Origin of the sequence: Paenibacillus sp. FSL H8-0283 (assembly GCF_045040675.1) — a bacterium.
Classification (GTDB): domain Bacteria; phylum Bacillota; class Bacilli; order Paenibacillales; family Paenibacillaceae; genus Paenibacillus; species Paenibacillus amylolyticus.
In genome coordinates this window covers 4,824,855-4,850,095 of the sequence record NZ_CP150295.1, presented here as the reverse complement: position 1 = coordinate 4,850,095, position 25,241 = coordinate 4,824,855, and the positions used below count along the sequence as shown (strand labels likewise).

The 25,241-nt window shown below is 44.6% G+C and carries 22 protein-coding genes; 19 read left to right on the top strand and 3 right to left on the bottom strand.

Going from position 1 to position 25,241, the window contains the following annotated elements; translation table 11 throughout:
• The first annotated feature begins 255 nt into the window (after window positions 1-255).
• The 3 genes from MHI52_RS21545 to MHI52_RS21535 all read left to right on the top strand — a co-directional run bounded on the left by MHI52_RS21545 (window position 256) and on the right by MHI52_RS21535 (window position 2,255).
• The gene (locus MHI52_RS21545) at window positions 256-552 is read left to right on the top strand and encodes a YlaH-like family protein (RefSeq protein WP_036614990.1); all 297 of its coding nucleotides are present in this window, start codon (window positions 256-258) and stop codon (window positions 550-552) included.
• Window positions 553-642: 90 nt separating this feature from the next.
• The gene (locus tag MHI52_RS21540) at window positions 643-1,704 is read left to right on the top strand and encodes an LCP family protein (RefSeq protein ID WP_074095864.1); all 1,062 of its coding nucleotides are present in this window, start codon (window positions 643-645) and stop codon (window positions 1,702-1,704) included.
• 98 nt (window positions 1,705-1,802) lie between these two features.
• Window positions 1,803-2,255 carry a pyridoxamine 5'-phosphate oxidase family protein gene (locus MHI52_RS21535; protein WP_017687276.1) on the top strand — a complete coding sequence of 151 codons (453 nt, stop codon included), beginning with the start codon at window positions 1,803-1,805 and terminating at the stop codon, window positions 2,253-2,255.
• Window positions 2,256-2,262: 7 nt separating this feature from the next.
• Here the strand turns inward: MHI52_RS21535 and MHI52_RS21530 are convergent, their stop codons facing one another.
• Window positions 2,263-2,958, bottom strand: a complete 696-nt coding sequence (locus tag MHI52_RS21530) for a YhcN/YlaJ family sporulation lipoprotein (protein WP_127545293.1) — start codon at window positions 2,956-2,958, stop codon at window positions 2,263-2,265.
• 152 nt (window positions 2,959-3,110) lie between these two features.
• Between MHI52_RS21530 and MHI52_RS21525 the strand changes: the two genes are divergently transcribed.
• Together MHI52_RS21525 and MHI52_RS21520 are read left to right on the top strand one after the other, a co-directional pair.
• A complete protein-coding gene (locus tag MHI52_RS21525; protein WP_024628438.1) occupies window positions 3,111-4,445 on the top strand; it encodes a PhoH family protein in 1,335 nt (444 codons plus the stop codon).
• Between the two features lie 221 nt (window positions 4,446-4,666).
• Window positions 4,667-5,938: an extracellular solute-binding protein gene (locus MHI52_RS21520; protein ID WP_405157604.1), complete on the top strand. Its 1,272-nt coding sequence runs from the start codon at window positions 4,667-4,669 to the stop codon at window positions 5,936-5,938.
• A gap of 23 nt (window positions 5,939-5,961) precedes the next feature.
• Here the strand turns inward: MHI52_RS21520 and MHI52_RS21515 are convergent, their stop codons facing one another.
• Both MHI52_RS21515 and MHI52_RS21510 read right to left on the bottom strand, forming a co-directional pair.
• Window positions 5,962-7,041, bottom strand: a complete 1,080-nt coding sequence (locus MHI52_RS21515; protein WP_405157603.1) for a hypothetical protein — start codon at window positions 7,039-7,041, stop codon at window positions 5,962-5,964.
• Window positions 7,042-7,225: 184 nt separating this feature from the next.
• The gene (locus tag MHI52_RS21510; protein WP_017687281.1) at window positions 7,226-7,462 is read right to left on the bottom strand and encodes a DUF2626 domain-containing protein; all 237 of its coding nucleotides are present in this window, start codon (window positions 7,460-7,462) and stop codon (window positions 7,226-7,228) included.
• Between the two features lie 314 nt (window positions 7,463-7,776).
• Between MHI52_RS21510 and MHI52_RS21505 the strand changes: the two genes are divergently transcribed.
• The 14 genes from MHI52_RS21505 to MHI52_RS21440 all read left to right on the top strand — a co-directional run bounded on the left by MHI52_RS21505 (window position 7,777) and on the right by MHI52_RS21440 (window position 25,237).
• Window positions 7,777-8,427 (top strand): RsfA family transcriptional regulator, encoded by a 651-nt coding sequence (locus tag MHI52_RS21505; RefSeq protein ID WP_076211575.1) that lies wholly within the window; start codon window positions 7,777-7,779, stop codon window positions 8,425-8,427.
• A 150-nt stretch (window positions 8,428-8,577) separates the two neighbouring features.
• Window positions 8,578-9,537: a ketopantoate reductase family protein gene (locus MHI52_RS21500; protein WP_253501961.1), complete on the top strand. Its 960-nt coding sequence runs from the start codon at window positions 8,578-8,580 to the stop codon at window positions 9,535-9,537.
• Window positions 9,537-9,911 (top strand): DUF3397 domain-containing protein, encoded by a 375-nt coding sequence (locus MHI52_RS21495; protein WP_047843759.1) that lies wholly within the window; start codon window positions 9,537-9,539, stop codon window positions 9,909-9,911. The genes MHI52_RS21500 and MHI52_RS21495 overlap by 1 nt, the downstream gene beginning before the upstream one ends.
• A gap of 153 nt (window positions 9,912-10,064) precedes the next feature.
• Complete coding sequence (locus tag MHI52_RS21490; protein WP_076328093.1) at window positions 10,065-11,762, top strand: ABC transporter substrate-binding protein; 1,698 nt, start codon at window positions 10,065-10,067, stop codon at window positions 11,760-11,762.
• Between the two features lie 189 nt (window positions 11,763-11,951).
• Window positions 11,952-12,884, top strand: a complete 933-nt coding sequence (locus tag MHI52_RS21485; protein WP_036614893.1) for an ABC transporter permease — start codon at window positions 11,952-11,954, stop codon at window positions 12,882-12,884.
• Between the two features lie 47 nt (window positions 12,885-12,931).
• Window positions 12,932-13,813: an ABC transporter permease gene (locus MHI52_RS21480; RefSeq protein WP_370511422.1), complete on the top strand. Its 882-nt coding sequence runs from the start codon at window positions 12,932-12,934 to the stop codon at window positions 13,811-13,813.
• A gap of 17 nt (window positions 13,814-13,830) precedes the next feature.
• The gene (locus MHI52_RS21475) at window positions 13,831-15,600 is read left to right on the top strand and encodes an ABC transporter ATP-binding protein (protein WP_091028470.1); all 1,770 of its coding nucleotides are present in this window, start codon (window positions 13,831-13,833) and stop codon (window positions 15,598-15,600) included.
• 157 nt (window positions 15,601-15,757) lie between these two features.
• Complete coding sequence (gene bshC / locus MHI52_RS21470) at window positions 15,758-17,389, top strand: bacillithiol biosynthesis cysteine-adding enzyme BshC (protein ID WP_405157602.1); 1,632 nt, start codon at window positions 15,758-15,760, stop codon at window positions 17,387-17,389.
• A 44-nt stretch (window positions 17,390-17,433) separates the two neighbouring features.
• Window positions 17,434-18,699: an adenosylhomocysteinase gene (locus tag MHI52_RS21465; protein ID WP_405157601.1), complete on the top strand. Its 1,266-nt coding sequence runs from the start codon at window positions 17,434-17,436 to the stop codon at window positions 18,697-18,699.
• Window positions 18,700-18,972: 273 nt separating this feature from the next.
• Window positions 18,973-19,410 carry a division/cell wall cluster transcriptional repressor MraZ gene (gene mraZ / locus MHI52_RS21460; RefSeq protein ID WP_017687291.1) on the top strand — a complete coding sequence of 146 codons (438 nt, stop codon included), beginning with the start codon at window positions 18,973-18,975 and terminating at the stop codon, window positions 19,408-19,410.
• Window positions 19,411-19,428: 18 nt separating this feature from the next.
• Entirely contained in the window at window positions 19,429-20,379 is a 951-nt protein-coding gene (gene rsmH / locus MHI52_RS21455) for a 16S rRNA (cytosine(1402)-N(4))-methyltransferase RsmH (RefSeq protein ID WP_036614882.1), read from the top strand.
• A 27-nt stretch (window positions 20,380-20,406) separates the two neighbouring features.
• Window positions 20,407-20,835, top strand: a complete 429-nt coding sequence (locus tag MHI52_RS21450; protein ID WP_036674831.1) for a hypothetical protein — start codon at window positions 20,407-20,409, stop codon at window positions 20,833-20,835.
• 12 nt (window positions 20,836-20,847) lie between these two features.
• Window positions 20,848-23,190, top strand: coding sequence for a penicillin-binding transpeptidase domain-containing protein (locus MHI52_RS21445; RefSeq protein ID WP_405157600.1), 2,343 nt, complete (start codon window positions 20,848-20,850; stop codon window positions 23,188-23,190).
• A 94-nt stretch (window positions 23,191-23,284) separates the two neighbouring features.
• Window positions 23,285-25,237 carry a stage V sporulation protein D gene (locus MHI52_RS21440; protein ID WP_036614879.1) on the top strand — a complete coding sequence of 651 codons (1,953 nt, stop codon included), beginning with the start codon at window positions 23,285-23,287 and terminating at the stop codon, window positions 25,235-25,237.
• Window positions 25,238-25,241: the final 4 nt, after the last annotated feature.

Genomic DNA, 25,241 nt, shown 5'->3' with positions numbered 1-25,241 from the left:
GGCAAGTAACGAGAGGGTTGTACAGCTAAAGTAGTGTAGGGATCAGAATCGATTCTGAAGAAGCGAAGCGCTCGCCTTTATCCCCGGATTTTACCATTGAAAAATGATCAAAAAAATCTGGGGATAACAGCGATCAGAAGAACGAGCTGAGACCGAAACGGTCACGATGCACGTACTGGCTCTCTAAGTTGCTAAAGGGAATTCCATCAACCAGTTAACTTATCCTAGCATGAACACGAAAGGAGCTGGCTGTGCATGCAAGCATGGTTCGCATCACACCCGATCGTAGCCTACATCGTCATCTTTGTATTGATTACTTACGTATATAATAAGGTGTTTCGGGTACGTCAGAAATTGCCACTTGGTAAGGAAATCGTTCTCTATATTTTGATGGCGATGGGCACATTCATGCTTCTTATTTTTCAAATCGACAAGCTTCCCATCATTCAATGTTTGCTGGTGGCAGTTGGTTTGATGTTATTAGTGAGAGTGCGTTATTTTATTGAAGGTCGTCAAAAGAAAAAAGCGGAAGCTGCCGCTCGAAACTCATAAATCCTGTCTTGTACAGACCATCCGTTTTCCTTAGGGAAAGCGGTTGTCTTTTATTTAGACAAAAACAGATGTGATAAAGGTGTTGAAGATATGAACTCAAATTCGAACGGACTGCCTCCACGGAGACAGGCACCAACGCAATCGGGTGCTTCTGGATCGAAGAATGGCAAGGGCAAGCAGCCTAAGAAGAAAAAGAGAATGAATGCTTTTGGCAGAATCCTTTTAAGTCTATTGGTTATTGCCATTGTGGTAGGCGGTGGATATGCGTACTGGGTATACAATCAAGTCGTGGATACAGGCATCGATAAACCGGTACCTCCCGGGATGTCAGCCACAACCAAACCGATCACGATGCTGTTATTAGGCACAGATAACCGTCCTGAAACTGGCACATATCTCTCGGATGTTGTTATGGTGGCTTCGTTGAATCCGAAGACCAAGACGGCAACCATTGTATCTTTGCCTCGAGACACGCGTATTCAATTGGATGGGTACAAATCCAACAAGCTGAATTCCTATTATCCAAGATTCAAAGCACAGGAAAAAACCACTGGCAAAAATGCAGAGGATCAGATGAAAGAAATGATGGGCAAGTATTTGGATGTAGATATTAATTATACAACCGTCCTGAATTTCCAGGCATTCCGTGATGCTGTCAATGCCGTGGGTGGCGTGGATGTGACTGTGGATAAAAATATGTGTTATAGAGATACAGCCGATGGTACAGATATCAATCTGGTCGCAGGCGCACAACATCTCGATGGTAAAGCAGCACTAGATTTTGTTCGTTACCGCAAATCCAATTGTAATCCAAAGACTGATGAATCCAATGACTTTGATCGTAACAAACGTCAAAACCAAGTGCTGAACTCCATGCTGGATCAGATGAAATCTCTTGGGGGCATTACAAAGATCAGCAAAGTGATTGGTGCAGTTGACAAGAATATGACGACAGATGTGGAATCGGAACAAATGAAAAACTTTATCTCAACGTATTGGAACATTTCCACTTCGGATGTGCATTATACTCCGGTTACCGGAGAGTGGAGAAGTCCATATGTGTACATTAATGAGACGGAACTCGCCAATGCCAAGCAGGCTTTACAAGATACACTTTCAGGTAAAGTAACGGCTTCACCTTCAGGCGAATAACCTTCATTCTTTTGGGATTGGAAGCACGTTAATCGGTATGCTATAATAACATAAACCAAGTACAAGAATTGCATAAAGAAGGTTAGGGGGCTGGTTGAATGTCCGAAGCCGTCACACAATTAACTGAATCTCTTTTACAGCAATTCAAGAATGAGACCTTTGTGCTTCTGAGCACAGTGGATGTAGAATCCGGAGGTCCGACTTCAACAGCCATCTCCTGGATTTATGCGGAGAATGCTTCTACTTTTCGTGTAGCGATCGATCATCGTTCACGTTTAGTGAATAACATGATTACTAATCCGCTCATTACGGTAACTGTCTTTGGAGAAGAGACGGTGTACGCAGTGAACGGACGTGCTGCGGTACGACAAGATCCGCTACTGGACGTTCCATTTAATATGTGCTGTTTCGACATTACAATTGAAGCGGTGAGGAATGCTCTGTTTTACGGCGCTCAATTGTCCTCTGTGCCTCAATATGTCAAAATATATGATCAGCGTGCTGCTGAGAAATTAGATGAGCAGGTTTTTGCTGCCATGAAAAAAGCCTAGTGAGAGATCACTGGGCTTTTTGTTGTCTTTTGTCCGATGAATGCAGCTGCTGCATTTGTTGTTTTTGATTCATGTGTTCATCCGGATTTTGACGGACTTTGACGTCTTTCGGGAGTTGAGGGATAATTCGTCCCACCATGTCAGCGAGTTCTGAAGCAAAACCCGAAATTGGGTGCCCTTGACGAATATGTTCACCAATCTCTTTAATTCGTTCAGTGACATCTGCATCAGCAGTAACGATGGAATCTATACCTTCGGGGTCTTTGCGAAGTGCTTCGGCAACAGCGTACTTAATGGTACCCACCCGAGCACGTTCCAGTTCACCATCAACATCGATGCCAACTACAGCTGTATTACCGAGTATGACGCAGTTCGCATCTTCAACACCTTCTACTTGTTTGGCAAGGGCTTTAAGGTGATTGATTCGTTTTTCATTTGGCATCCGGCCACTCTTTGCATCATCTGCAATGTTGGTATCATGGACTTCACCTGTATTCTCATTGAGACGGTCCAAACGTGAAGGATTCATCCGATCTTCCTGTGCATTGAGCATGTGAGATCCTTTCCCTTGATCTTGCTGAGTTGTTACATTTCCTCCGTAACCTTTCGCATGTGTACCTTGATTCGGCGAAGCGCTACGTGTGGAACTGTTGCAACCTGTAAGTATAAAGATCAGAAGCAGCGTGCAAACCCATATTTTCATAAATGTTCATCCTTTCTTGGAGTTTTTCAGAATGGTTGACAATTATTTTGCCCTAGTCGAATACATTTATGTATGGGATCATGATTGTCCATGCCGCTGCTGAAAGATCACACTATTCATGCCTTTAACGACGCCGCTTTGGAGGGGATTGAATGAAAAAGATTTTTGTATTGGATACCAACGTGCTTCTGCATGACCCCAATGCCATATTTGCCTTTGAGGAACATGAGGTAATCATTCCCGCGGTTGTACTGGAGGAGATCGACTCCAAAAAAAGAAATGCCGATGAAATTGGGCGTAATGCCCGTAATGTATCCAGACTGTTAGATGGATTACGAGAGCTGGGTCACTTGCACAGTGGGGTACCTTTGGCTAATGGAGGTAACCTGAAAGTAGAGCTGAATCATCGGAGTTTCGTGAAAGTTCAGGAAATGTTTGGTGAAGTGTCCAACGATAATCGCATTTTGGCTGTCGCACTGAATTATCAGATTGAGGAGAATGAAAAGGAAGTAGTTGAACGTCAGGTCGTGCTTGTCAGTAAAGATGTACTTGTGCGTATCAAAGCGGATGTACTTGGTCTGTTCACACAGGATTACTTATCAGATCGGACGGCAGGACTCAGTGAGTTATATCCAGGTTATACGGCCCTAAAAGTTCATCCGTCAGTGATTGATGAGTTTTACACATATCGTTTTTTACCAATCAAACCATTGCAGTTGTCTTATTCGTTGTATCCGAATGAATTTGTCATTCTCAAGGATGAGATGGGAACCAATAAATCGGCTTTGCTTAAAGTGAACACAGAGGGAACAAAGCTGGAGCCGCTTTTCCTCAGTAATGATAATGTCTGGGGTATTAGTGCACGTAACGCACAACAACGCATGGCACTGGAACTGCTTTTAAATGATGACATCCCGCTTGTTACTATCACCGGTAAAGCCGGAACAGGAAAAACCTTGCTGGCACTTGCAGCAGGTCTGCTTAAGGTAGAGGATGATCATAAATACAAAAAACTGTTGATTGCTCGTCCTGTCGTTCCGATGGGGAAAGATATCGGTTATTTGCCTGGTGAGAAGGAAGAAAAACTTCGTCCATGGATGCAGCCGATATATGATAATCTGGAGTTTTTGTTTGACACCAAAAAAGCCGGAGATATCGATAAAATCCTAATGGGGCTTGGCAGTATTCAGGTGGAGGCCTTAACGTATATTCGTGGAAGATCAATACCTGGACAGTTTATCATTATTGATGAAGCCCAGAATCTGTCGCGCCACGAAGTGAAGACCATTGTATCAAGGGTCGGTGAAGGCAGTAAGATTATTTTGATGGGAGACCCCGAACAGATAGACCATCCATATCTTGATTCTGCCAGTAATGGTCTGACGTATATCGTGGAACGGTTCAAACAAGAGGGAATCAGCGGACACATCATGCTCGAAAAAGGAGAACGGTCCAAGCTGGCACAACTTGCAGCTGATTTATTGTAAAATTCAGGGGATTTATTTCCCGGAAAATGTTGTTATTGAAGCCGGCTCCAGGAGCCGGCTTTTTGCTGAAAAAATAAGTAAGCGTTATTACACAGAACTCGATATGCTCGTATTATGCAAAAATCCGAAAAAGTGTTTTTCGGCAGGGTAGGACAAGAGTACTACTTATTTGTTACAATAATTGCTGCAGGAAAAAACTAGGTGAACAGGGAGGGAAGTTAATGAAGCGTAGACATCAGGTTGTTTTATTCGCGGTATTGTTGCTTTCGTTAACGATCTTGTCACCGAGTTTTGACTTTAGAGGTTCGCAGCTCAATCAGGAACGCGATCAGGAGAAGGATGCTTTTCCTGGGTCTTCGTCCCGTAATGAAGATGCTCAAGCTCCGCTGGAGATTGTAGTGGCCATGTCGGATGAAGAGTTCCAAGCCTTTCAAAAAATAGCCAAAGAAGTTGCTGCTTCCCAGCTGGTAGAGATTAATCTTCGGAATGAGAAGCCGGATACATATAAGCATGTTTTGGATCTTGAATTTTCACTAGGGGAGAACGGTGATGTTGTTCTGCTTGATAGTGAGGAAGTGCAATACTATGCCCAAAAAGGGTACCTGTATCCGTTAAACGGAACAACATTATCGAAGTCGCTAGGAGATACGGTAGTTGGGTTACGGGGAATGACAGAGTGGAATGGTTATCAGTGGGGAATGCCTTTTGATTTTGATCCGTACATTCTGGCTACACAATCTTCATTTCTGAAGAGAACTGGTCTGGAGTCATTACCTCGCAATAAAGATCAGTGGGTCAAACTTACTCAACAAGCCATTGCGGAAGGCATCCCTTTGATTACAATGAACATCAATGATATGTACGGGACGAATGCGTGGCTGAATCATTTGGAACCGAGAATGGCACCAGATCAAGTTAAACGAACACAATTAGATTCGCAAACAAGGGATCTTCAGCAAGGGATTCAGTTGATGAATCAGATTCAGCCTCTTATTAAGCTGGAGTCTACCAATTCAGAGTTCTCTCCAACTGCTGACCAGAACGGTACACCAATGGTTGTATCATTGTTATCTCAATTATTGAATGCGGATCAAGCGAGTACAGTGGATAAAGATTCTTTGGAGCGGATTTCTTTCGAAACCTTGGAAACCGTAAACTCCAGAAGCCTTGTTATTACTGCGGGTTCGGTTGAGGCTGAGGAGGCCAGTAGATGGATTGAAGGAATGACGTCCGCTACGACACAGCTGAAATGGTACCAACAGGTTAACCGGTTGCCCGCAAAGCAACAGGAGCTGGATTTGGAGTCTGAGAAACTCGTTGGACGTTATGACATGACAAAGGGACAATCCTGGTTCCCGACCACCCAAAATGTCCCTGCTACCACGACCGAAAGTCATGCTCTAATAACTCGTTTTCATAAAAAAGTACAACAATTCTTAAAGGGTGAAATTACAGCGAATCAATACGTAGACAGTATTAAAACAACGAATTAACTTTAAGTTCGTGTTCAACCTCTTTAAAATGATATAGCGAGTTTTACTTCCAGTATGCCTTCACTTGTTGAAACATCGGTTGCTTTCACAAACGACAGGATTTTCTGTGGATAGAACCCAAGGTCAAATTCTCTTTCCAGCATTCGGCGAGTGGTGTCTGGTAATTCAAGCTGGTTGAATACAAGTTTGTCCACATGAAAACGAATGGAGTTTTGCGGTTCATTTTCAACCGTATAATGTCCTTCAATGCTTAATTGCAACTGATCCCGCTGACCGGAAGCTATAATCTTATCCTGGTTAAACTGAAAGGCAAAGTCTTCAAAGATTGAATTTTGGGAACGTAGAAATGCATTAAGCTCATCCTGCCCAATTCGAATCGTATACGTTGTTCCAGTCGTGGATATTCCTCCGTTTTGTTTTTGGATAAAATCAGGCAGGTTCTGCATGGCAGATGCCAATGCTTTGAAATATCGTTTCACCTCATAGATGCCTATATTCTCCCAATAAAGGGTTAATTCATCCATCAGTTTCTGAATCGCTGCCGCATCTCCGCTGGTGGCTATTTGGGCATCCACTTCTTTTTGCAAGGCGACTACACGTTCCCGCTGGTTTTGAAGATTAGTCTTCATTTCGGTTAATTCTGTTGTAGTCTGACGAATCTGAGTAGAAGTCTGTTGCAGATTGCGATAACGGTCCTGATACTTGTCCAGCACAGCCTGATCCCGTCCGATAATAATCTGGTAATAATCATACAGTACAAACAGGTCTTTGAATGATCTGGCTCCCAGGACCGTCATGAGGAGGCTGTCGCGTTCTCCTGTGTAGTAGGACCTCACTACAGCTCCGGCCCGATCTTGCTGAATATGTATCTGCTCTTCCTGTTCCTGCAGCTGGACGGATAATGTCTCGTGTTGTTGACCCAGCTGCTTCTGCCTTTCGGTGATGCGTTCGATTTCATGATCGATTTCAACGATGGATAGACTTTTTTGTAATATCTCACGTGTATCCTCAGCTGAAGACTCTCCATAGGCATAGGCTAAAGGTAGCTGGAGGAATAAAATGATGCATAATATAAAGGCGGAAATGCCGTGTTGACGTTTCACCGATCCATTCTCCTTTCCACTTCTTAAATGACAATCGTACAGGCTTGTTGTCTTCCAGACAATATATGAAACAAATACGTGAAATATCCTTAGTGGTTACATAACACCATGAACATTCATTTAATCTGAACACAACAAAAAAGCAACCCGACAGATATCGGATCACTTTGATGCTGCAGGTGGATTAGAGCGGCAAACCCATTTCGAATACGGTCCAGTAGCTGAACCCCGTGAATGTTACGATCATATAACCCCAGAAGAGCAATATGTACGTTCGCTCGGTAAATTTCAAGTATCCCAAAATGACAAAAAACGCAGTCTGCAGGAAAAAAAGCAAAGCCATTTCGACCAGATCTCCCGCAAAAGCCATCAGGCCAATTGCAAGCGTGAAGAACCCGAGTACCCGAAACATGCGTGCCACGGTAAATCCTCCTCTCCTAAGTACGTTCATAGATTGTCTACACAACATTATACCGGGAAAGGAAAAACGTGTAAACAAATTTGGATATGAAAGCGAATTCTTTTTTTGCTCAAAGTAAGTATAGAGGGATATGTTTTACGTATGTCACGTATGAGCAAGCCTGAATGTGGAAATACATTTTAGTATGAAATCAATTCTATGAACTCTATGAGAGGCATAAGAATGAATGAAGCAGCTTTTATACCTAATTCACATACCGGGCTTCCGGTAATGCGGACGGTTATTTTAGGATGTTGTTAGGAGGGTATTATAGCATGACTGCAGTGAGACAGGATGCTTGGAGTACAGAGGACGATTTGATATTGGCTGAGGTTACTTTGCGTCATATTCGGGAAGGCAGTACACAATTGGCCGCTTTTGAAGAGGTGGGCGAAAAAATAGGCAGAACATCTGCCGCATGCGGTTTTCGCTGGAACAGTTGTGTACGTAAAAAGTATGATTCTGCCATCAGTAACGCCAAGGCACAACGACAAAAACGAAGTTATCTCAGAAAGCAACCAGCTATGCTCGGACCGCAGGTTGCAGCACTGTCTACACTGGACACTGAAGAACATCTGTACAAATCAGATGGGATCTCAGACGATTCATTATCGATGGATGCAGTAATCCGCTTCCTGCGACAATGGAAGGGAACGGTGCAGGAGAGTAATCGTCAACTCAAGATGCTGGAGAAGGAGCTTCGGGAGAAAGAAGATGAATTGCTTGAACTACGTCTTGAGAATGACCGTCTCTCCAAGGAAGTGAATGAAGTACAGACGGATTACCGTGTGGTGAATGACGACTACAAAGCTTTGATTCAGATTATGGATCGGGCTCGCAGACTCGCATTTTTGTCCGAAGAAGAAGAGGAACTTAAGACACGTTTCAAGATGGATGCCAACGGGAATCTGGAACGAATTGAATAACAAATTCAGACGTTTGATTTGTGAAAGTCAGGTATGAACCCGCCACACCTCCGTTACACAACGGCAGGTATGACGGGTTTTTAGTTTGGTGTTTTTGTTCTATTATAGATAATAGAAGAGAAACTACTGAAGCGGAGAGGAGTGCATCATATGATCATTGACATCGTAGGAGCGGGGGCACTTGGTCTTTTGTATGGCGGGAAACTGCTGGCGTCAGGTAACCAGGTCAGATTTTGGACCAGAACAACAGCTCAGGCAGACCTCCTCAGCCATAATGGAGTAACCATTGTGGAACAAGACGAAGAGATACATATTCTACCGGATCAAATACAGGCGAAACCAATAAGTAAGCTGACTGACACATGGAAGAACACACCAGGAGAATGGTTACTGCTCATGGTTAAGCAGACAAGCATGGATGATTTCATTGATGAGATTAGTCCATTACAAGATCATGTGCTGAATGTCGCTTGTTTTCAGAATGGGATGGGCCATCTTACAAAACTTCAAGCAGCTTTGCCAAAGTCGCTTCTCTGTAGTGCGGTTACAACAGAAGGTGCGAAGCGAACACAAAGTCAGGTGACTCGTGCAGGTACAGGTGAAACCAGTCTGGGGAGATACAACATACATATAGGAGCTTCTACCTCTATAGAGGAGAAGAGAACATTTACTCTGTCGGGATCGTTGCAGCAGGCAGGATTTGACTGTACAGTGTCGAATGAAATCGATAAGCTGATATACAGGAAACTATTGATTAATTCAGTCATTAACCCGCTCACGGCACTATGGCGAATCCCTAATGGAGAATTGATCGTCAAGGAAGAACGAAAGAGGCTAATGCGGCAGTTATATGATGAAGTATTGTTAATCTACTCTGCAAGTGGAATATGTTTGGATCAGGATATGTGGGATCAACTGATATCGGTCTGCCGTTCTACTGCCACGAATACTTCCTCCATGCTTGCAGATGTTCTCGCTGGACGTGGTACAGAAGTAAGGTCAATTAACGGTCATATTGTAAAGATGGCACAGAAGTTGGACCTTGTTGCACCTACACATGAAATACTGCTTCATCTGATTGAAGGAATGCAACCGGAAGGAGTGAATTAATGGGACTTTTTATTGTGTTGAGCATATTGCCCTTTTTTCCGTTCTTTCTTGTCTATTGGGGCATGTACGTATGGAAAAAAGACAAACGGAACGCCATGCGGATGGCAATGGATGTAACCACTTTTTTTCTTGTTTTTTCAGTATCGGCGTTATTCAACTTAACATTTGATTCGAATTTTGGTTTTTATCTGACACTATTACTCATACTACTAGCACTTGGATTTATCGGAGGTGCGCAAAATCGACTAAAGGGGAAGGTCGATGGGGGGAGAATGTTCCGGGCCGTATGGCGCATGGCCTTCATCATTATGAGTTTCGGGTATGTTTTGTTTACTTTATTTGGATTATTTAGATACTTCATGAAACAGATGTGAGGTTACATAACGCAAAAGAGGCAAAAAATGTGTCGATTTTGTCGAAAACTGAAAAAAACATTACTTTCTGAAAAAGTAATGTAGATTTTTTTGACCGGTGGTTGTATAATCTATAAACATATAAACCATATCAATTTAGGGGGAACGTGTTAGATGAAAAGGAAAAGTCTATTAGTCCTTTTGACGCTGATTTTGGCGTTCGGTACCGTACTTGCAGCGTGCGGATCGAAAAACGAAGGCACAGGTAACACCGATACTGGTTCTGCAAACGAAGGAAATGGTCTTGCAAAAGATCAAATTCTGAAAATCAACCTGTCAGCTGAACCTCCTACGTTGGACCCGGCTCAAGCAAAAGACAGCCAAACCAACACAGTTCTGAAATTCTTGTACGAAGGTCTTGTACGCATTGATGCTGATGGTAAAGAACAAGCAGGCGTAGCTAAAGACTGGAAAATTTCCGAAGATGGTTTGAAATATGTTTTCAACCTGAACCCGGAAGCTAAATGGAGCAACGGTGATGCAATCACTGCCGAAGACTTTGTTCGTTCTTGGGAACGTGCTTTGAAACCGGAAACAGCTTCTCCATATGCATACCAATTGTACTACATCAAAGGTGCTGAAGGTTACAACCTCAGCAAAGATGAAACATACAAAGGTACTAAAGTCACAGATTTCTCACAAGTAGGCGTTAAAGCTACTGATGAGCACACATTGGAAGTAACTTTGGAAAACCCAACACCTTACTTCTTGGGTCTGACAGCATTCTACACGTACTACCCAGTACATGCATCTGCTGACACCAATGACAAATTCTTCACAGACTACAAAAACATGATCGTTAACGGACCATTTGTAATGGATCAATACTCTAAAGGTCAAAAAATTGTTGTGAAGAAAAACGATGGTTACCATGCAGCTGCCGATATTAAATTGGCTCAAATCGATATGTCTCTGACAAACAGCAGTGCTTCCGAACTGCAAGCTTACAAATCAGGACAATTGGACTACACTGGTGCACCTAACGGTGAAATTCCATCCGACCAAATTCCTTCTGTAAAAGCGGAATTGCCGGACGAGTTCAAAGCTACTGGTATTGCAAGTACGTACTACTATCAGTTCAACGTAAACGAAGCACCATTTAATAACGTAAAAATCCGTAAAGCATTTGCAATGGCAATTCAGCGTCAACTGATTGTTGACAAAGTTACACAAGGTGGACAAATTCCAGCATTCGGCTTTGTACCTCCAGGTATCCGTGGTGAAAACGGCGAATTCCGTGATGAGCACAAAGACGACTACTTCACAGAAAATGTTGAAGAAGCTAAAGCATTGCTTGCTGAAGGTATGAAAGAAGAAGGTTACACAACATTGCCAGCTGTTACGTTGATCTACAACACTAGTGATGGTCACGCGAAAATCGCTTTGGCGGTTGCTGACATGTGGAAACAAAATCTTGGTGTTGATGTAAAAACAGAAAACCAAGAGTGGGGCGTATTCCTTGAGAACCGTCAAAACCAAAACTTCCAAGTAGCTCGTGCAGGTTGGTCTGCTGACTACAACGATCCATACAACTTCTTGGAAATGTGGACTACTGGAAACACAAACAATGATTCCAAATTCAGCAACGAACAGTATGACAAAGATGTTAAAGAAACTGTAAAATCTGCTGATCCAGCTGCACGTATGGCTGCATTTGCTGACGCTGAGAAAATCCTGATTCAAGATGAAATGGGCGTTATGCCAATCTATTATTACACTAACGTATCTTTGACTAAGCCTTACCTGAAAGGTGTACAACTTGATTTCAGTGGAGCTATTGACTACACTCGTGCATATCTGGAAGAGAAATAAGTTGTTCTGAAGTCTAATATGAATACTTCGGGATATATATGTGGAATTCCATATATATCCCGATTTTTTGTATGTGCACCGATTTTCCTTATAATTCTTGAAATTTCCGATAAATGGATTGGACTTTATTTCTGTCTAATTCTACAATCGATTTGTATACAAAATATTGTTTGTGGAGGTGTGCAAGGGTTGGTTAAGTATGTGTTGAAAAAACTATTATTTATGCTGCTATCGCTTTTCATACTCGCATCTGCAACCTTCTTCCTGATGAAGGCTATTCCGGGTGACCCTTTTACATCTGAGAAAAAAGTATCGCCTGAAATTCGGGTCTTGCTGGAACAGAAGTATGGATTGGACAAACCGATGTATGAACAATACCTGAAGTATATGGGTGGAATCATTAAGGGAGATTTCGGAGTCTCAATGAAATATCTCAATCGAGATGTAGCCGGAATGATCGGCGAAACATTCACCGCTTCGCTGAAGCTTGGAGTGTTTGCAATTGTTATCTCCATTATCGTTGGTGTTCTGCTGGGCCTTATTGCTGCAGTTTACCATCGTAAACTCATTGATGATATCACGATGATCCTGGCTGTCATAGGGATAGCTGTTCCGAGCTTCTTGCTTGCGTCACTATTGCAGTACCTCTTTGCTACTAAATTAGGCTGGTTTAACGTTATGGGCTTTGATGGTCCATTGGATTATGTTCTTCCGGTTGCAGCGTTATCTGCATCTCCGATTGCTTTTATCGCTCGTTTGACGCGTTCGAGCATGCTTGAAGTCTTACATGCAGATTATATCAAAACAGCTAAAGCCAAAGGTCTGAAGTGGCCTGCAATTATGTTTAAACACGTTGTAAGAAACGGTATTCTACCAGTAGTAACTTATGTTGGTCCAATGACAGCGAATATCATCACAGGTTCCGTTGTAATTGAACAGATCTTTAACATCGGGGGAATTGGTAAAGTATTCGTAGAGAGTATCACAAACCGTGATTACACTATGATCATGGGGATTACGATTTTCTATGGTATCCTCCTGATGTTGGCTCGTTTCTTTACGGATATCGCTTACGTGCTGATTGATCCTAGAATTAAGCTGGAAAGCCGGAAGGGGGCATAACGTTGTCTGGCACGAATAATAAAAAGAATGAAACGGCGAACACGAACCTGACTAGTCAGGCAGCGGTTAAACCGCAAGAAAGTGTATCCCTTTTTAAAGATGCCATGTACAGACTTGCAACCAATAAGGCTGCAATGATCAGTCTGAGCGTGTTGGTTCTTGTCGTGATTTTCTCTTTGATTGGTCCAACTTCTTTGTTTACAAGTTATAATTATTATTCCAATGATTTGTTGAATGCCAATGCAGCACCGAGTGCGGAGCACTGGTTCGGTACGGACGAGCTTGGTCGCGACGTGTGGGTAAGAACTTGGGTAGGAGCACGTGTATCCCTTACTGTAGGTTTGGCCGCAGCCTTGATTGACCTTGTTATCGGGGTTATTTATGGAGCGATCATGGGTTTCTATGGTGGACGTGTAGATGGAATTATGAACAAGTTTTCCGAAATCCTCTACTCCTTGCCGTACATGCTTGTTGTAATTTTGTTGCTGGTTGTACTGGAACCAAGTCTGACAACGATTATCATTGCCCTCACCATCACAGGCTGGATCAGCATGTCATGGATTGTGCGTGGTGAAATTATGCAACTCAAAAACAGAGACTTTATTCTTGCTGCAAGGTCCATGGGAGCAAGCACAGGGCGTCAATTGTTCCGTCATTTGTTGCCCAATGCAATAGGACCGATTCTTGTAACATTGACGTTGTCCATTCCAAATGCAATCTTTGCTGAAGCGTTCCTGAGCTTCCTTGGATTGGGTGTATCAGCACCAAGATCTTCACTTGGTTCTATGATCAATGATGCACTTACAGGCTGGACGCTATTCCCGTGGCGGATGTGGTTCCCAGCAGGTCTGATGGTTCTTACAATGCTTGCATTTAACTTGCTCGGAGACGGTCTGCGTGACGCACTCGATCCGAAATTACGTAAATAGAAACAGGAGGTGGGATTATGGAGCCGATTTTAACTGTCAAAGACCTGAGTGTGTCGTTCTCAACACGTTCTGGTGAATTTGATGCCGTTAAACATGTGAGTTTTGAACTTGGCAAAGGAGAGACGCTGGGGATCGTAGGTGAATCGGGTAGTGGTAAGAGTGTTACCGCCCAAACCATCATGAAATTGATTCCCTCCCCGCCTTCGAAGGTCAAAAGCGGAGAAATTACTTTTCACGGGCAAGACCTGCTGAATAAGACAGACAAACAAATGGAAGCGATTCGTGGTAAAGATATCGGTATGATCTTCCAAGATCCAATGACTTCATTGAATCCTACCATTAAAATTGGTAAACAAATTACCGAAGTATTGCGCAAGCATCAGAACATGTCCAAACAAGCGGCGAATAAAGCGGCTTTGGAGATGTTGGAACTTGTAGGTATAAAGAATGCGGCTATCCGCATGAATCATTATCCTCACCAATTCTCTGGTGGTATGCGTCAGCGTGCTATGATTGCGATCGCGCTTGCATGTCGTCCATCCCTCCTGATTGCGGATGAACCGACAACTGCACTTGACGTTACAATTCAGGCTCAAATTCTGGATGTCATGAAAGACATGCAGCAAAAGCTTGGAACATCGATCATGCTGATTACGCATGACCTTGGTGTCGTAGCGGGTATGTGTGACCGTGTTGTTGTTATGAAGGAAGGCGAAGTTGTTGAAACAGGAACAACTGCTGAAATCTTTAGTAACCCTCAACATCCATACACGATTAAATTGCTGAATGCCTTGCCTCGTCTGGACGAGCCCAAAAAGGAAAAACCAGCTCCGGCTGGTATTATCAAAGGTAGCAATAAGCCTCTGGTACAAGTGAAAAACTTGAAACAGTACTTTAATTTGGGTAAAGGTAACATTCTCAAAGCGGTCAATGACGTAAGCTTTGATATCTTTGAAGGTGAAACACTTGGCGTTGTAGGCGAGTCTGGCTGTGGTAAATCGACAACAGGTCGTACCATTCTGCGTCTTTATGAGCCAACTGGCGGAAATGTTAACTTCAACGGAACGGATATCTACAAATTGTCTCCGCGTAAAATGAAAGAAATGCGTAAAGATATGCAGATGATTTTCCAAGATCCATATGCATCTCTTAACCCGCGTTTCAATGTTATGGATATTATCGGGGAGTCCCTCGATATTCATGGTCTGGCTTCCAGCTCTAAAGAGCGCAAGAGACGAGTGGAGGAATTGCTTGATCTGGTTGGTTTGAATCCAAGTCATGCTCTTCGTTATCCACATGAATTCTCCGGTGGTCAAAGACAACGGATCGGGATTGCGCGTGCACTTGCTGTAGACCCTAAATTCATCATCTGTGATGAGCCATTGTCTGCACTGGATGTATCCATTCAGGCACAGGTCGTTAAATTGCTTGAAGAACTTCAGCAACGTCTCGGCTTGACTTACCTGTTTATCGCGCATGACTTGTCGATGGTTAAACATATCAGTGACCGTGTCGCTGTAATGTACATGGGTAAAGTGGTTGAGCTCGCAGAAAGTGAAGAACTGTATGCGAACCCTATCCACCCTTATACCAAAACATTGCTCTCAGCAATCCCTGTACCTGATCCGGAAGTGGAAGCGAACAAACGTCGCATCTTGCTGCCGGAAGAGCATATGAGCCCGATTCAAAATGGATCTGGTGGTCCTGCAAATGACCCGTACAACCTGGAAAATGCTCAATTGATTGAGGTTTCCAAAGGTCACTGGGTTGCAGAACCTTACGTATAATAGGAATATTAATGCGATATGCTATTATTGATGTATTAAATGCCGCCGACTCGTTCGGCGGTTTTTTTCGTATTTTAATCACTTTCTTTTGACGAAGCGGCCTTGAATTCGGTACAATCAAGAAAGGCTCTTTGAAGCAGAATAGGAGGCAGACCTCATGAACGGTATTACCGAGGCACTCCGCAGCGGATCAAGACTTGCAGAAGATTATATCTGTTCAAGAGATGCTGCGCGTGGCCTTTACGAGTATGACATTCGCTGGGAATCAGGACTTCAGGCGCGTGCCGAGTGGCTGGACCAATCGGAAAACACACGTATTGATCGTCGTGATCTGGCAGAGTATTTACGTATATATAATAAGAGGGTGAACGACCATGGAGAGGTTCATGCGTCCATCACACGTCTTGCAGAACAAGATGCACTAGTGGTTACAGGAGGACAGCAGAGCGGTCTGCTCACCGGACCACTGTTCGTCATATACAAAGCCGCCAGCGTAGTGGCAGCTGCGCGTGAAGCGGAAGAAAGACTTCAACGCCCGGTAGTCCCAGTATTTTGGATTGCCGGTGAAGACCATGACTGGGATGAGGTTAACCACACATATCTTCCTGATCATCAGGGAGACATGAAGAAGGTTAAGTTACAAGGGCGATTCGCAGGAAGGGATTCTGTGAGTAATGTTCATGTGGATACGCAGCAGTGGATGAATGTACTCGAACAGGTGGAACATCTTTTACCTGATACGATACATAAACCAGGACTGATGAAATGCATCACAGAGATCCATCAATCCAGTTCAAATCTGAGTGATGCATTTGCCCGCATGATATCTGCCTTGTTTGCGAGTAGTGGACTTGTTCTAATGGATGCATCGGATCCAGATTTACGCAGGTTGGAACAGCCCGTGTTTGAGATGTTGATACGAAAAAATGAAGTGCTGCGCAGCGCATACACACAAGGTGCTTCGCTGGTACAACAAGCTGGTTATGCTATGCCTGCCGAAGTAGCGGAGGATGGAGCCAATCTGTTCTACATTCATGAAGGTACGCGTCTGCTCTTGTTGTTGAAGGACGGTTTATATAGTGATCGCAAAGGTTTGGTTTCTTTCACAGAGGAACGTTTGCTTCAGGAACTGGGTGAACATCCGGAGCGCTTCAGTAACAACGTATTGACACGACCATTAATGCAAGATTCCGTGTTGCCGGTAGCCGCCGTTATTCTGGGGCAAGGTGAAATTGCATATTGGGGTTTGACACGGGAAGCATTCCGTCAGTTCGGACTGCAAATGCCCATTTTGTTGCCGCGGTTGTCTTTCACCATTATGGAAGATATTCATCACAAACATATGAAACAATATGGACTTTCTTTTCAGGATGTTCAATATCATATGGAAGAAAAGAAGGAGCAATGGCTCGCACAGCAGGAGACGTTCCAGGTAGATGAACAATTTGACAAGGTTCAGGAGGCGTTTCTTGATCTGTATGGACCGTTGCTAGATGAGATCGCGGAGATTCATCCGGGGCTGGAACGAATTGGCGATACCAATTTGAGTAAAATCAACGAGCAAATGCAGTATCTGAAACAGCAGACTCACAAAGCTATCGAAGATAAACACAATGTGAGTCTAAGGCACTGGAACGGCATTCAGAACTCCTTATTCCCAACGGGCAAACCACAGGAACGAGTACATAATGCACTCTTTTACCTGAATCGTTATGGCACCGAGTGGATCGATGAACTGATTAAGGCCTCAAGTGAATTCCTTGGAGAGCACAAGGTTATTGCACTATAGAGCCCTTTATAATAGAAGAAACACCAAAACGAGGAGGATATGATATGACTACACCTGCATTGCAAAACAGTATTGTTAAAGATATGGGACTCGCTTCAGAGGGTCACCTGAAAATTGATTGGGTAGAAGCGCATATGCCGGTACTAAACCGCATTCGTCGCCAGTTCGAACAGGATCTGCCCTTCAAAGGTCTGAAGGTTGCCATTTGTCTTCATCTGGAAGCGAAAACAGCTTACTTGGCAAAAGTGATCCAAGCGGGTGGTGCAGAAGTAACAATTACGCATAGCAATCCATTGTCTACACAAGATGATGTTTGCGCAGCATTGGTGGAAGACGGCGTTACGGTGTATGCGAAGTACAACCCGGAGCCTGCGGAATTCAAATCACTGCAACTGCGTGCGCTTGAGGTGAAGCCTGATCTCATTATTGATGATGGTGGAGACTTTGCAACCATTATTGCATCCGAGCGCCCTGACCTCGCAGCAACCATTCGCGGAGGAGCAGAAGAAACGACAACGGGTATTATTCGTTTGAAAGCATTGGCGAAAGAAGGCCAATTGAAGTTTCCGATGGTTGCGGTTAATGACGCATACTGCAAGTATCTGTTTGACAATCGCTACGGTACTGGACAATCTGCATTCGACGGGATTATTCGTACAACTAACCTGGTTATCGCTGGTAAAAACGTAGTGGTAGCAGGTTATGGCTGGTGTGGTAAAGGTGTAGCGATGCGCGCCAAAGGTCTTGGTGCAAATGTGATCGTAACCGAGATCGATCCAATCAAAGCGGTAGAAGCACACATGGACGGGTTCCGGGTCATGACGATGGTGGAAGCCGCCAAATTGGGCGATTTCTTTATCGCAGTTACAGGCAATAAGGATGTTATCACAGGTGAGCATTACGATGTGATGAAGGACGGAGCGATCCTGAGCAATGCAGGTCACTTTGATGTTGAAGTGAATAAACCTGAACTGGCTAAACGTTCCGAATCGATTCGCACAGTTCGTCGCAACATTGAGGAATATCGTTTCAAAGACGGTCGTAAAATGTACCTTCTTGCAGAAGGTCGTCTTGTGAACCTGGGTGCAGCAGATGGTCACCCTGCCGAAATCATGGATACGACGTTTGCTCTGCAGGCGCTTGGTCTGCGTTATGTAAGTGAGAATTATGAAAACTTGGGTAAAAACGTTGTTAATGTACCTTATGATATTGACCAGCAGGTTGCCAGCTATAAACTTGAAAGCCTGCATATTGGCATCGACTCCTTGTCAGCTGAGCAAGAGAAATACCTGGATAGCTGGAAATTTTAAGCACTATCCAATAATTACAAGCTGATGAAATGATTCAATAGGTATAGAATGGTTTATTGATGATATGGCTCATGTGCGGGTAGACATACGATTGCCCGTTTAAGGGAAGCGTCTTTGATCCTGAGTGACAGGATCAAGGACGTTTTTTTATGCTGAAAAATTAAAAAATCAAGTCATGCAAGAAGGGTTTTGATTTTTTTGTGCGAATCTATTATGCTTAGGTGGTGGAAAGTGGGGCAAAGTGGGAGAAACGGGTGAGGAGTGAGTGGGCCAATGTTTATGGGGGAGTTCCAACATAGCATTGATGATAAGGGTCGGGTTATCATTCCGGCTAAATTCCGCGAATCTCTGGGACCGTCTTTCGTTGTCACACGGGGTTTGGACCAGTGTCTTTTCGTGTACCCCATGGAGGAGTGGGGGGTCATGGAACAGAAGCTCAAAGCACTGCCATTGATGAAATCTGATGCACGTGCGTTTACCCGTTTTTTTTTCTCGGGTGCAACCGAATGTGAACTGGACAAACAGGGCAGGGTAAATCTGCCGGGCAATTTAAGAGAGTATGCCAAGCTGGACAAGGATTGTGTTGTTCTTGGCGTGTCGAACCGGGTGGAGATTTGGAGCAAAGGCATATGGGAGAGTTATTTCAATCAATCCGAAGAAGCATTCAACGACATTGCCGAAAAGCTGGTCGATTTTAATTTTGATTTATAAAGTCAGGAGGGGTGCAGGTTGTTTCACCACATAACCGTACTCAAAGAAGAGGCAACAGAGGGATTAAACATCAAGCAGGACGGTATATACGTGGACTGCACTTTAGGCGGTGGCGGACATAGCTCCGTGATTGCTTCCAAGCTCGGTCCAGGGGGACGTCTGATCGCACTTGATCAGGATGATTGGGCTTTGGATAATGCTCGCGAGAAGCTCGCGGCTTATGGAGAACGTGTAACATTGGTGAAAACCAATTTTCGAGATCTGGAACAGGTACTCAAGGATCTGGATGTACCAATGAAGGATGGTGCACCACAGGTCGACGGTATTTTGTACGACTTGGGTGTGTCATCCCCGCAATTTGATGAAGGAGAACGTGGATTCAGCTACAATCACGATGCTCCGCTCGATATGCGAATGGACCAGGATGCAATGCTGACGGCCAAAGAGATTGTGAATGAGTGGCCAGAAGAAGAGATTGCTCGAATTTTGTATCGCTATGGTGAAGAGAAGTTTTCGAGAAGAATTGCCCGTGTTATCGTGGGAAAACGAGCGCAATCTACCATTGAGACGACAGGTGAACTCGTGGAACTGATCAAGGAAGGCATCCCGGCGGCAGCTCGCCGTACAGGTGGACATCCTGCCAAACGCAGCTTCCAGGCATTACGCATTGCCGTCAACGATGAGTTGGGTGCCTTTGAAGAAGGCTTACATCAGGCTGTTCGTTGTCTGGCACCAGGAGGACGTGTATCTGTTATTACCTTCCACTCCCTTGAGGATCGGATATGTAAACAGATTTTCAGCAGTTATCTGGAAAAATGTACATGTCCACCCGATTTTCCGTTGTGTGTATGCGGCGGCAAGGGGACCCTGCGTTTAGTTAACAGAAAACCGTTGATTCCAACGGAAACGGAATTGACCGAAAATTCACGTGCTCGTTCAGCCAAGCTGCGCGTAGCCGAGAAATTGTAGATCAAGAGTGGAGGAGAGAATCGGAGTATGGCATATACACGTGGTAATCTCGCTGTAAAAGAAAAAGCGTCCCAGGAACGTGTGACCCAGCAACGATACAAAGAAACCACCAAAGTGGTGACCCGTCGTACGGGTCTTCCGGCACGCGAGAAGATTTTGTATCTGATTACCCTGGTTGCAGTTATCCTTGTTGGAGGAGCCTTGATGTCTCGTTATGCTCATATCTATGATCTGAACAAGCAGGCGCAGTCCACTATTTCGGATATTAAGGGGTATGAAAAGACGATTGCAGACCTACAGGTGGAAAAAGAAACATTGAACAACCAGGTCATCGAAAATGCAAAACAACTTGGTTACGTTGAAGCTTCCGGTAAGGATGTCATTTATGTACCTCGCTCAACAAGTACGAAATCAACTGGTACTGAGTCGTCCTCGAATACAGCAAGCAGTAAGTAAAGAGGTGTTCCGATGATAAAAAGAATAAAGATGCGCACGTTGCTTATAGGGGGATGTATTACCCTCTTTTTTCTTGTACTCGTAACCCGAATCTTTTTCATTCAAGTTGTGAATGGCGGTGTATGGCAGGAACGGGCAGCCGGTTTGGTAGAGCGGGAACAGACGATTAAGGCTGCACGTGGAACGATTACGGATCGAAATGGTAATATTTTGGCTACCGATGCGCCTGCATACACGGTCTCGGTCAATCCCCTCTTGATCGATGAACTTGGCATACAGGATGTTGTCACGGAGAAACTCTCTACCCTTCTAGGGAAAAATGAGAGTGAGATGCGTGCTCTGGTAACAGCCAAAAATAAAGATGGAATTTTCTATCAGCAACGTGAAGTACGCAGTGAAGGTTATAAAATAAGTCCTGAACTTGCGGCACAAGTCAACGAATTGCGTGAAGAACTGCAAGATGAATATAAGGCGCGTAATGCAATTGTGATGGCTCAGGAGTCGAAGCGTTTTTACCCTGAAGAAACACTTGCTTCTCACCTCTTGGGATATATGAGCCGTGATGGGAAAGCTGTCAATGGACTTGAAGTCTCATATGATGAAGCACTGACAGGTACAGATGGATATTTGAATTATCAGAAGGATGCCAAAGGCATTAAACTTCCGGATTCACAGGATAACTATCTGCCACCTCAGAACGGTAAGAACCTTACGCTGACCATCGATGATACGATCCAGTTCTACATTGAGGATGCAATGAAAGAAGCCGTTGCCAAGTATAATCCACTGAGCATGACGGTCATTGCCGCGGACCCAAACACGATGGAGATTCTAGGGATGGCGAACTGGCCAACCTTTAACCCGAATACGTATGGGAGTACACCTGATCAAAAGAATTTTATCAACCATGCTACTCAATCCATCTATGAGCCAGGTAGTACATTCAAAATAGTTACTCTAGCAGGGGCTGTTGAAGAAAAACTCTTCGATCCCAATGCAAGTTTTGAATCCAAACGCATGTATATCGGTGGTTTCCCGATTAGTGATAATGGTCATTCCTATGGTTGGATCTCGTATCTCGAAGGTGTCAAACGGTCAAGTAACATTGCTTTTGTTAACTTGGGTTACAACATGCTTGGCGGCGAACGTCTGCGTCATTACATAGACGAATTCGGCTTCGGCAAAAAGACGGGTATTGATCTGCCAAATGAGGCAGCGTCCCCGATCAAGCCACTGGTTTACAAATCCGAGATTGCTACTGCTGCTTACGGTCACGGTCTTGTACAGGTAACACCAATTCAACAGGTCGCAGCCATCTCTGCGATTGCCAACGGCGGCAAATTGCTGGAGCCACATCTGGTGAAGGAGATCAAGAACCCGAATGATGGAACAACGGAAGTCATCAAACCTAAAGTTGTTCGTCAGGTGATTTCCAAGGAATCTTCCAAACTGGTGAGCGGTTATCTGGAACAAGTGGTTGCAGACCAAACGATTGGTACCGGTCGTAACGCCTATATTGAAGGTTACCGTGTAGCTGGTAAGACAGGTACAGCAAGAAAGGTTGTTAACGGAGCATACAGCAAGTCAAAAGACGTTGTATCGTTTATTGGATTCGCGCCTGTGAATAATCCGAAGATTGCTATACTTGTTGTCATTGACCAACCGGATGGAACCAACATTGGGGGAGGAACCGCAGCTGCGCCGGTGTTCAAAAAGATTGTCAGCCAGACTCTTCAATACATGGGGATACCCAAAGATACAGCCAAAACTCCTGACAAAAAGTCAAAAGAAGTCTCTGTCGTGCAAGCCAAGGCGCCTGACTTGAGTGGCAAGACAGCCAAACAGGCCAGAAGCCAGCTTCTAAGCGCAGGTATTGCTTATGTGACACTTGGTCAAGGTGATAATGTAATTCGGCAGTATCCGGTTGCTGGCGCCTCTATGAATCCAGGCCAACGAATCTATCTGCTAACGGAAGAAAGCAGCAAGATGAAGATTCCCGATCTAACAGGTGAATCTCTCCGGGATGCCCTTGAAGTACTTTCTCTCATGAAAGTGGGGGTTACGGTCAAGGGCGAGGGTTATGTCGTGAAGCAAACCGAGCAGGTCGCAGGTGAGCAGAGAACTGTGCAGTTGAACTTGCAAACTGCCAAAGCTGCAGTGACAGGTATAGCCGATGAGGCTCCGATCTCTTCTGATCCGTCGTCAGAAGCTGAAGTGAAGGAACAAGAGCCTTCGGGCGGAGAAGGTAAAACCGACGGAACAGACGAAACAGACGAAACAGATAACAACAAGACTCCTGCCAATGAATCCGAATCCTCTGACGATCCAGCAACAAACGGAGCTACGCTTCCTTAGAGAGCTCTGACAGCTTGTTCTAACCCCCGGTTGTCCTGAATATTCATGAATGGAACGAATGTCATGATTTTGGGACGAGTGGGGGGATCTTTTCGTGAAGGGATCAAGCGTAAATCTGCGACGCAGGTTGCTATGGAGTTTAATGATTTTAGTTTTGTTATTTTCGGCCCTGATGATCAGGCTTGCTTATGTACAGCTCGGGGAAGGCCCTGAATTGTCAGCAAAAGCAGAAGAATCCTGGCGGCGTAATATTCCTTACTCAGCTAAGCGAGGGGAGATCCTGGATCGAAATGGAACCTCTCTGGCCTATAATGTGACAACACCAACCATTATGGCCATTCCGGCTCAGGTTAAAGAAGCTGAAACGACGGCTAAAGCGCTGGCCCCATTGCTTGGGATGACGGAAGAAAAAGTGCTCGCAACCATCAAGAAACGAGAACTCATTGTACGACTACAACCCGGCGGCCGCAAAATTACGATGGAGAAAGCTCAGCGCATCCGTGATTTGAAGCTTCCGGGTATCGTTGTTGCTGAAGACAATAAACGTTTTTATCCTTATGATGATTTGGCTGCCCATATTCTTGGTTTTACGGGCATTGATAATCAGGGCTTAACGGGTGTCGAGAAGAAGTATGATGATAAGCTGAATGGTTTGAATGGCAGTGTGTCCTACTTGTCCGATGCGGCCGGAAGGCTAATGCCGGGCTCATCCGAGAAGTATGTGGAACCGAAGGACGGCCTTAACCTCAAGCTGACCATTGATAAATCCATTCAGTCCATCATGGAGAGAGAACTGGATCAGGCCATGGTGAAGTTCCAGGCGAACTCAGCATTGGCCATAGCGATGAATCCCAAAACGGGTGAAATTTTGGGGATGTCCAGCAGGCCGGGATACGAACCTGCCGATTATCAGCAATATCCAGCGGAGATATACAATCGCAATTTACCGATCTGGATGACCTACGAGCCGGGCTCAACATTTAAGATCATTACTTTGGCAGCAGCGCTTGAAGAGAAAAAGGTCAATCTGCAACAGGATCAATTTTTTGATCCCGGATATGTTGAGGTGGGTGGAGCCCGTCTGCGTTGCTGGAAAAAGGGCGGCCACGGAAGTCAGACCTTTTTGCAAGTTGTGGAGAACTCATGTAACCCGGGCTTTGTGGCTTTGGGGCAGAGGCTGGGCAAAGAATCGCTCTTCTCCTATATTAAAGACTTTGGTTTCGGTACCAAGACAGGGATCGACCTCAGCGGAGAAGCCAGTGGAATTCTGTTCAAACTGTCCAGAGTGGGACCTGTCGAGCTTGCAACGACGGCTTTTGGTCAAGGTGTATCCGTAACGCCCATCCAGCAAGTAGCAGCTGTGTCAGCGGCCATCAATGGGGGTAAACTTTACAAGCCTTATGTTACGAAAGCGTGGGTCCATCCGGTCACAGGAGAAGTCATGGAAGAAGCCAAGCCGGAACTGGTTCGTCAGGTGATCTCGGAGAATACATCCAAACAAGTACGTGAAGCACTCGAGAGTGTTGTTGCAAAAGGTACCGGGCGTCCAGCATTCATTGATGGATACCGGGTCGGTGGCAAAACAGGTACAGCCCAGAAGGTTATCAACGGACGTTATTCCTCGACCGAGCATATCGTATCCTTTATCGGATTTGCACCAGCAGATGATCCACAGATTGTGGTCTATACCGCAGTTGATAACCCCAAAGGAATTCAGTTCGGAGGTGTGGTTGCCGCCCCGATTGTGCAGAACATCCTTGAAGATGCTTTGCATTATATGAATGTCCCTGTTCGGAAGGATCAGGTCGCCAAAGAATACAAGTATGGTGAAACCAAAATCGTGACAGTCCCAGACCTGACAGGAGCTACTGTTGAAGATCTGTACGAAGACCTGAACATGAATTTTATGCTGGCGAAGTCTGGCAGTGGTAAATACGTGATTAATCAGGCACCCAAACCTGGGGCGAGGGTAGATCAGGGATCAACCATCCGCATTTATATGGGGAATGTACTGAACGATGCACATGATCACACAAAGGATGAATAACGGG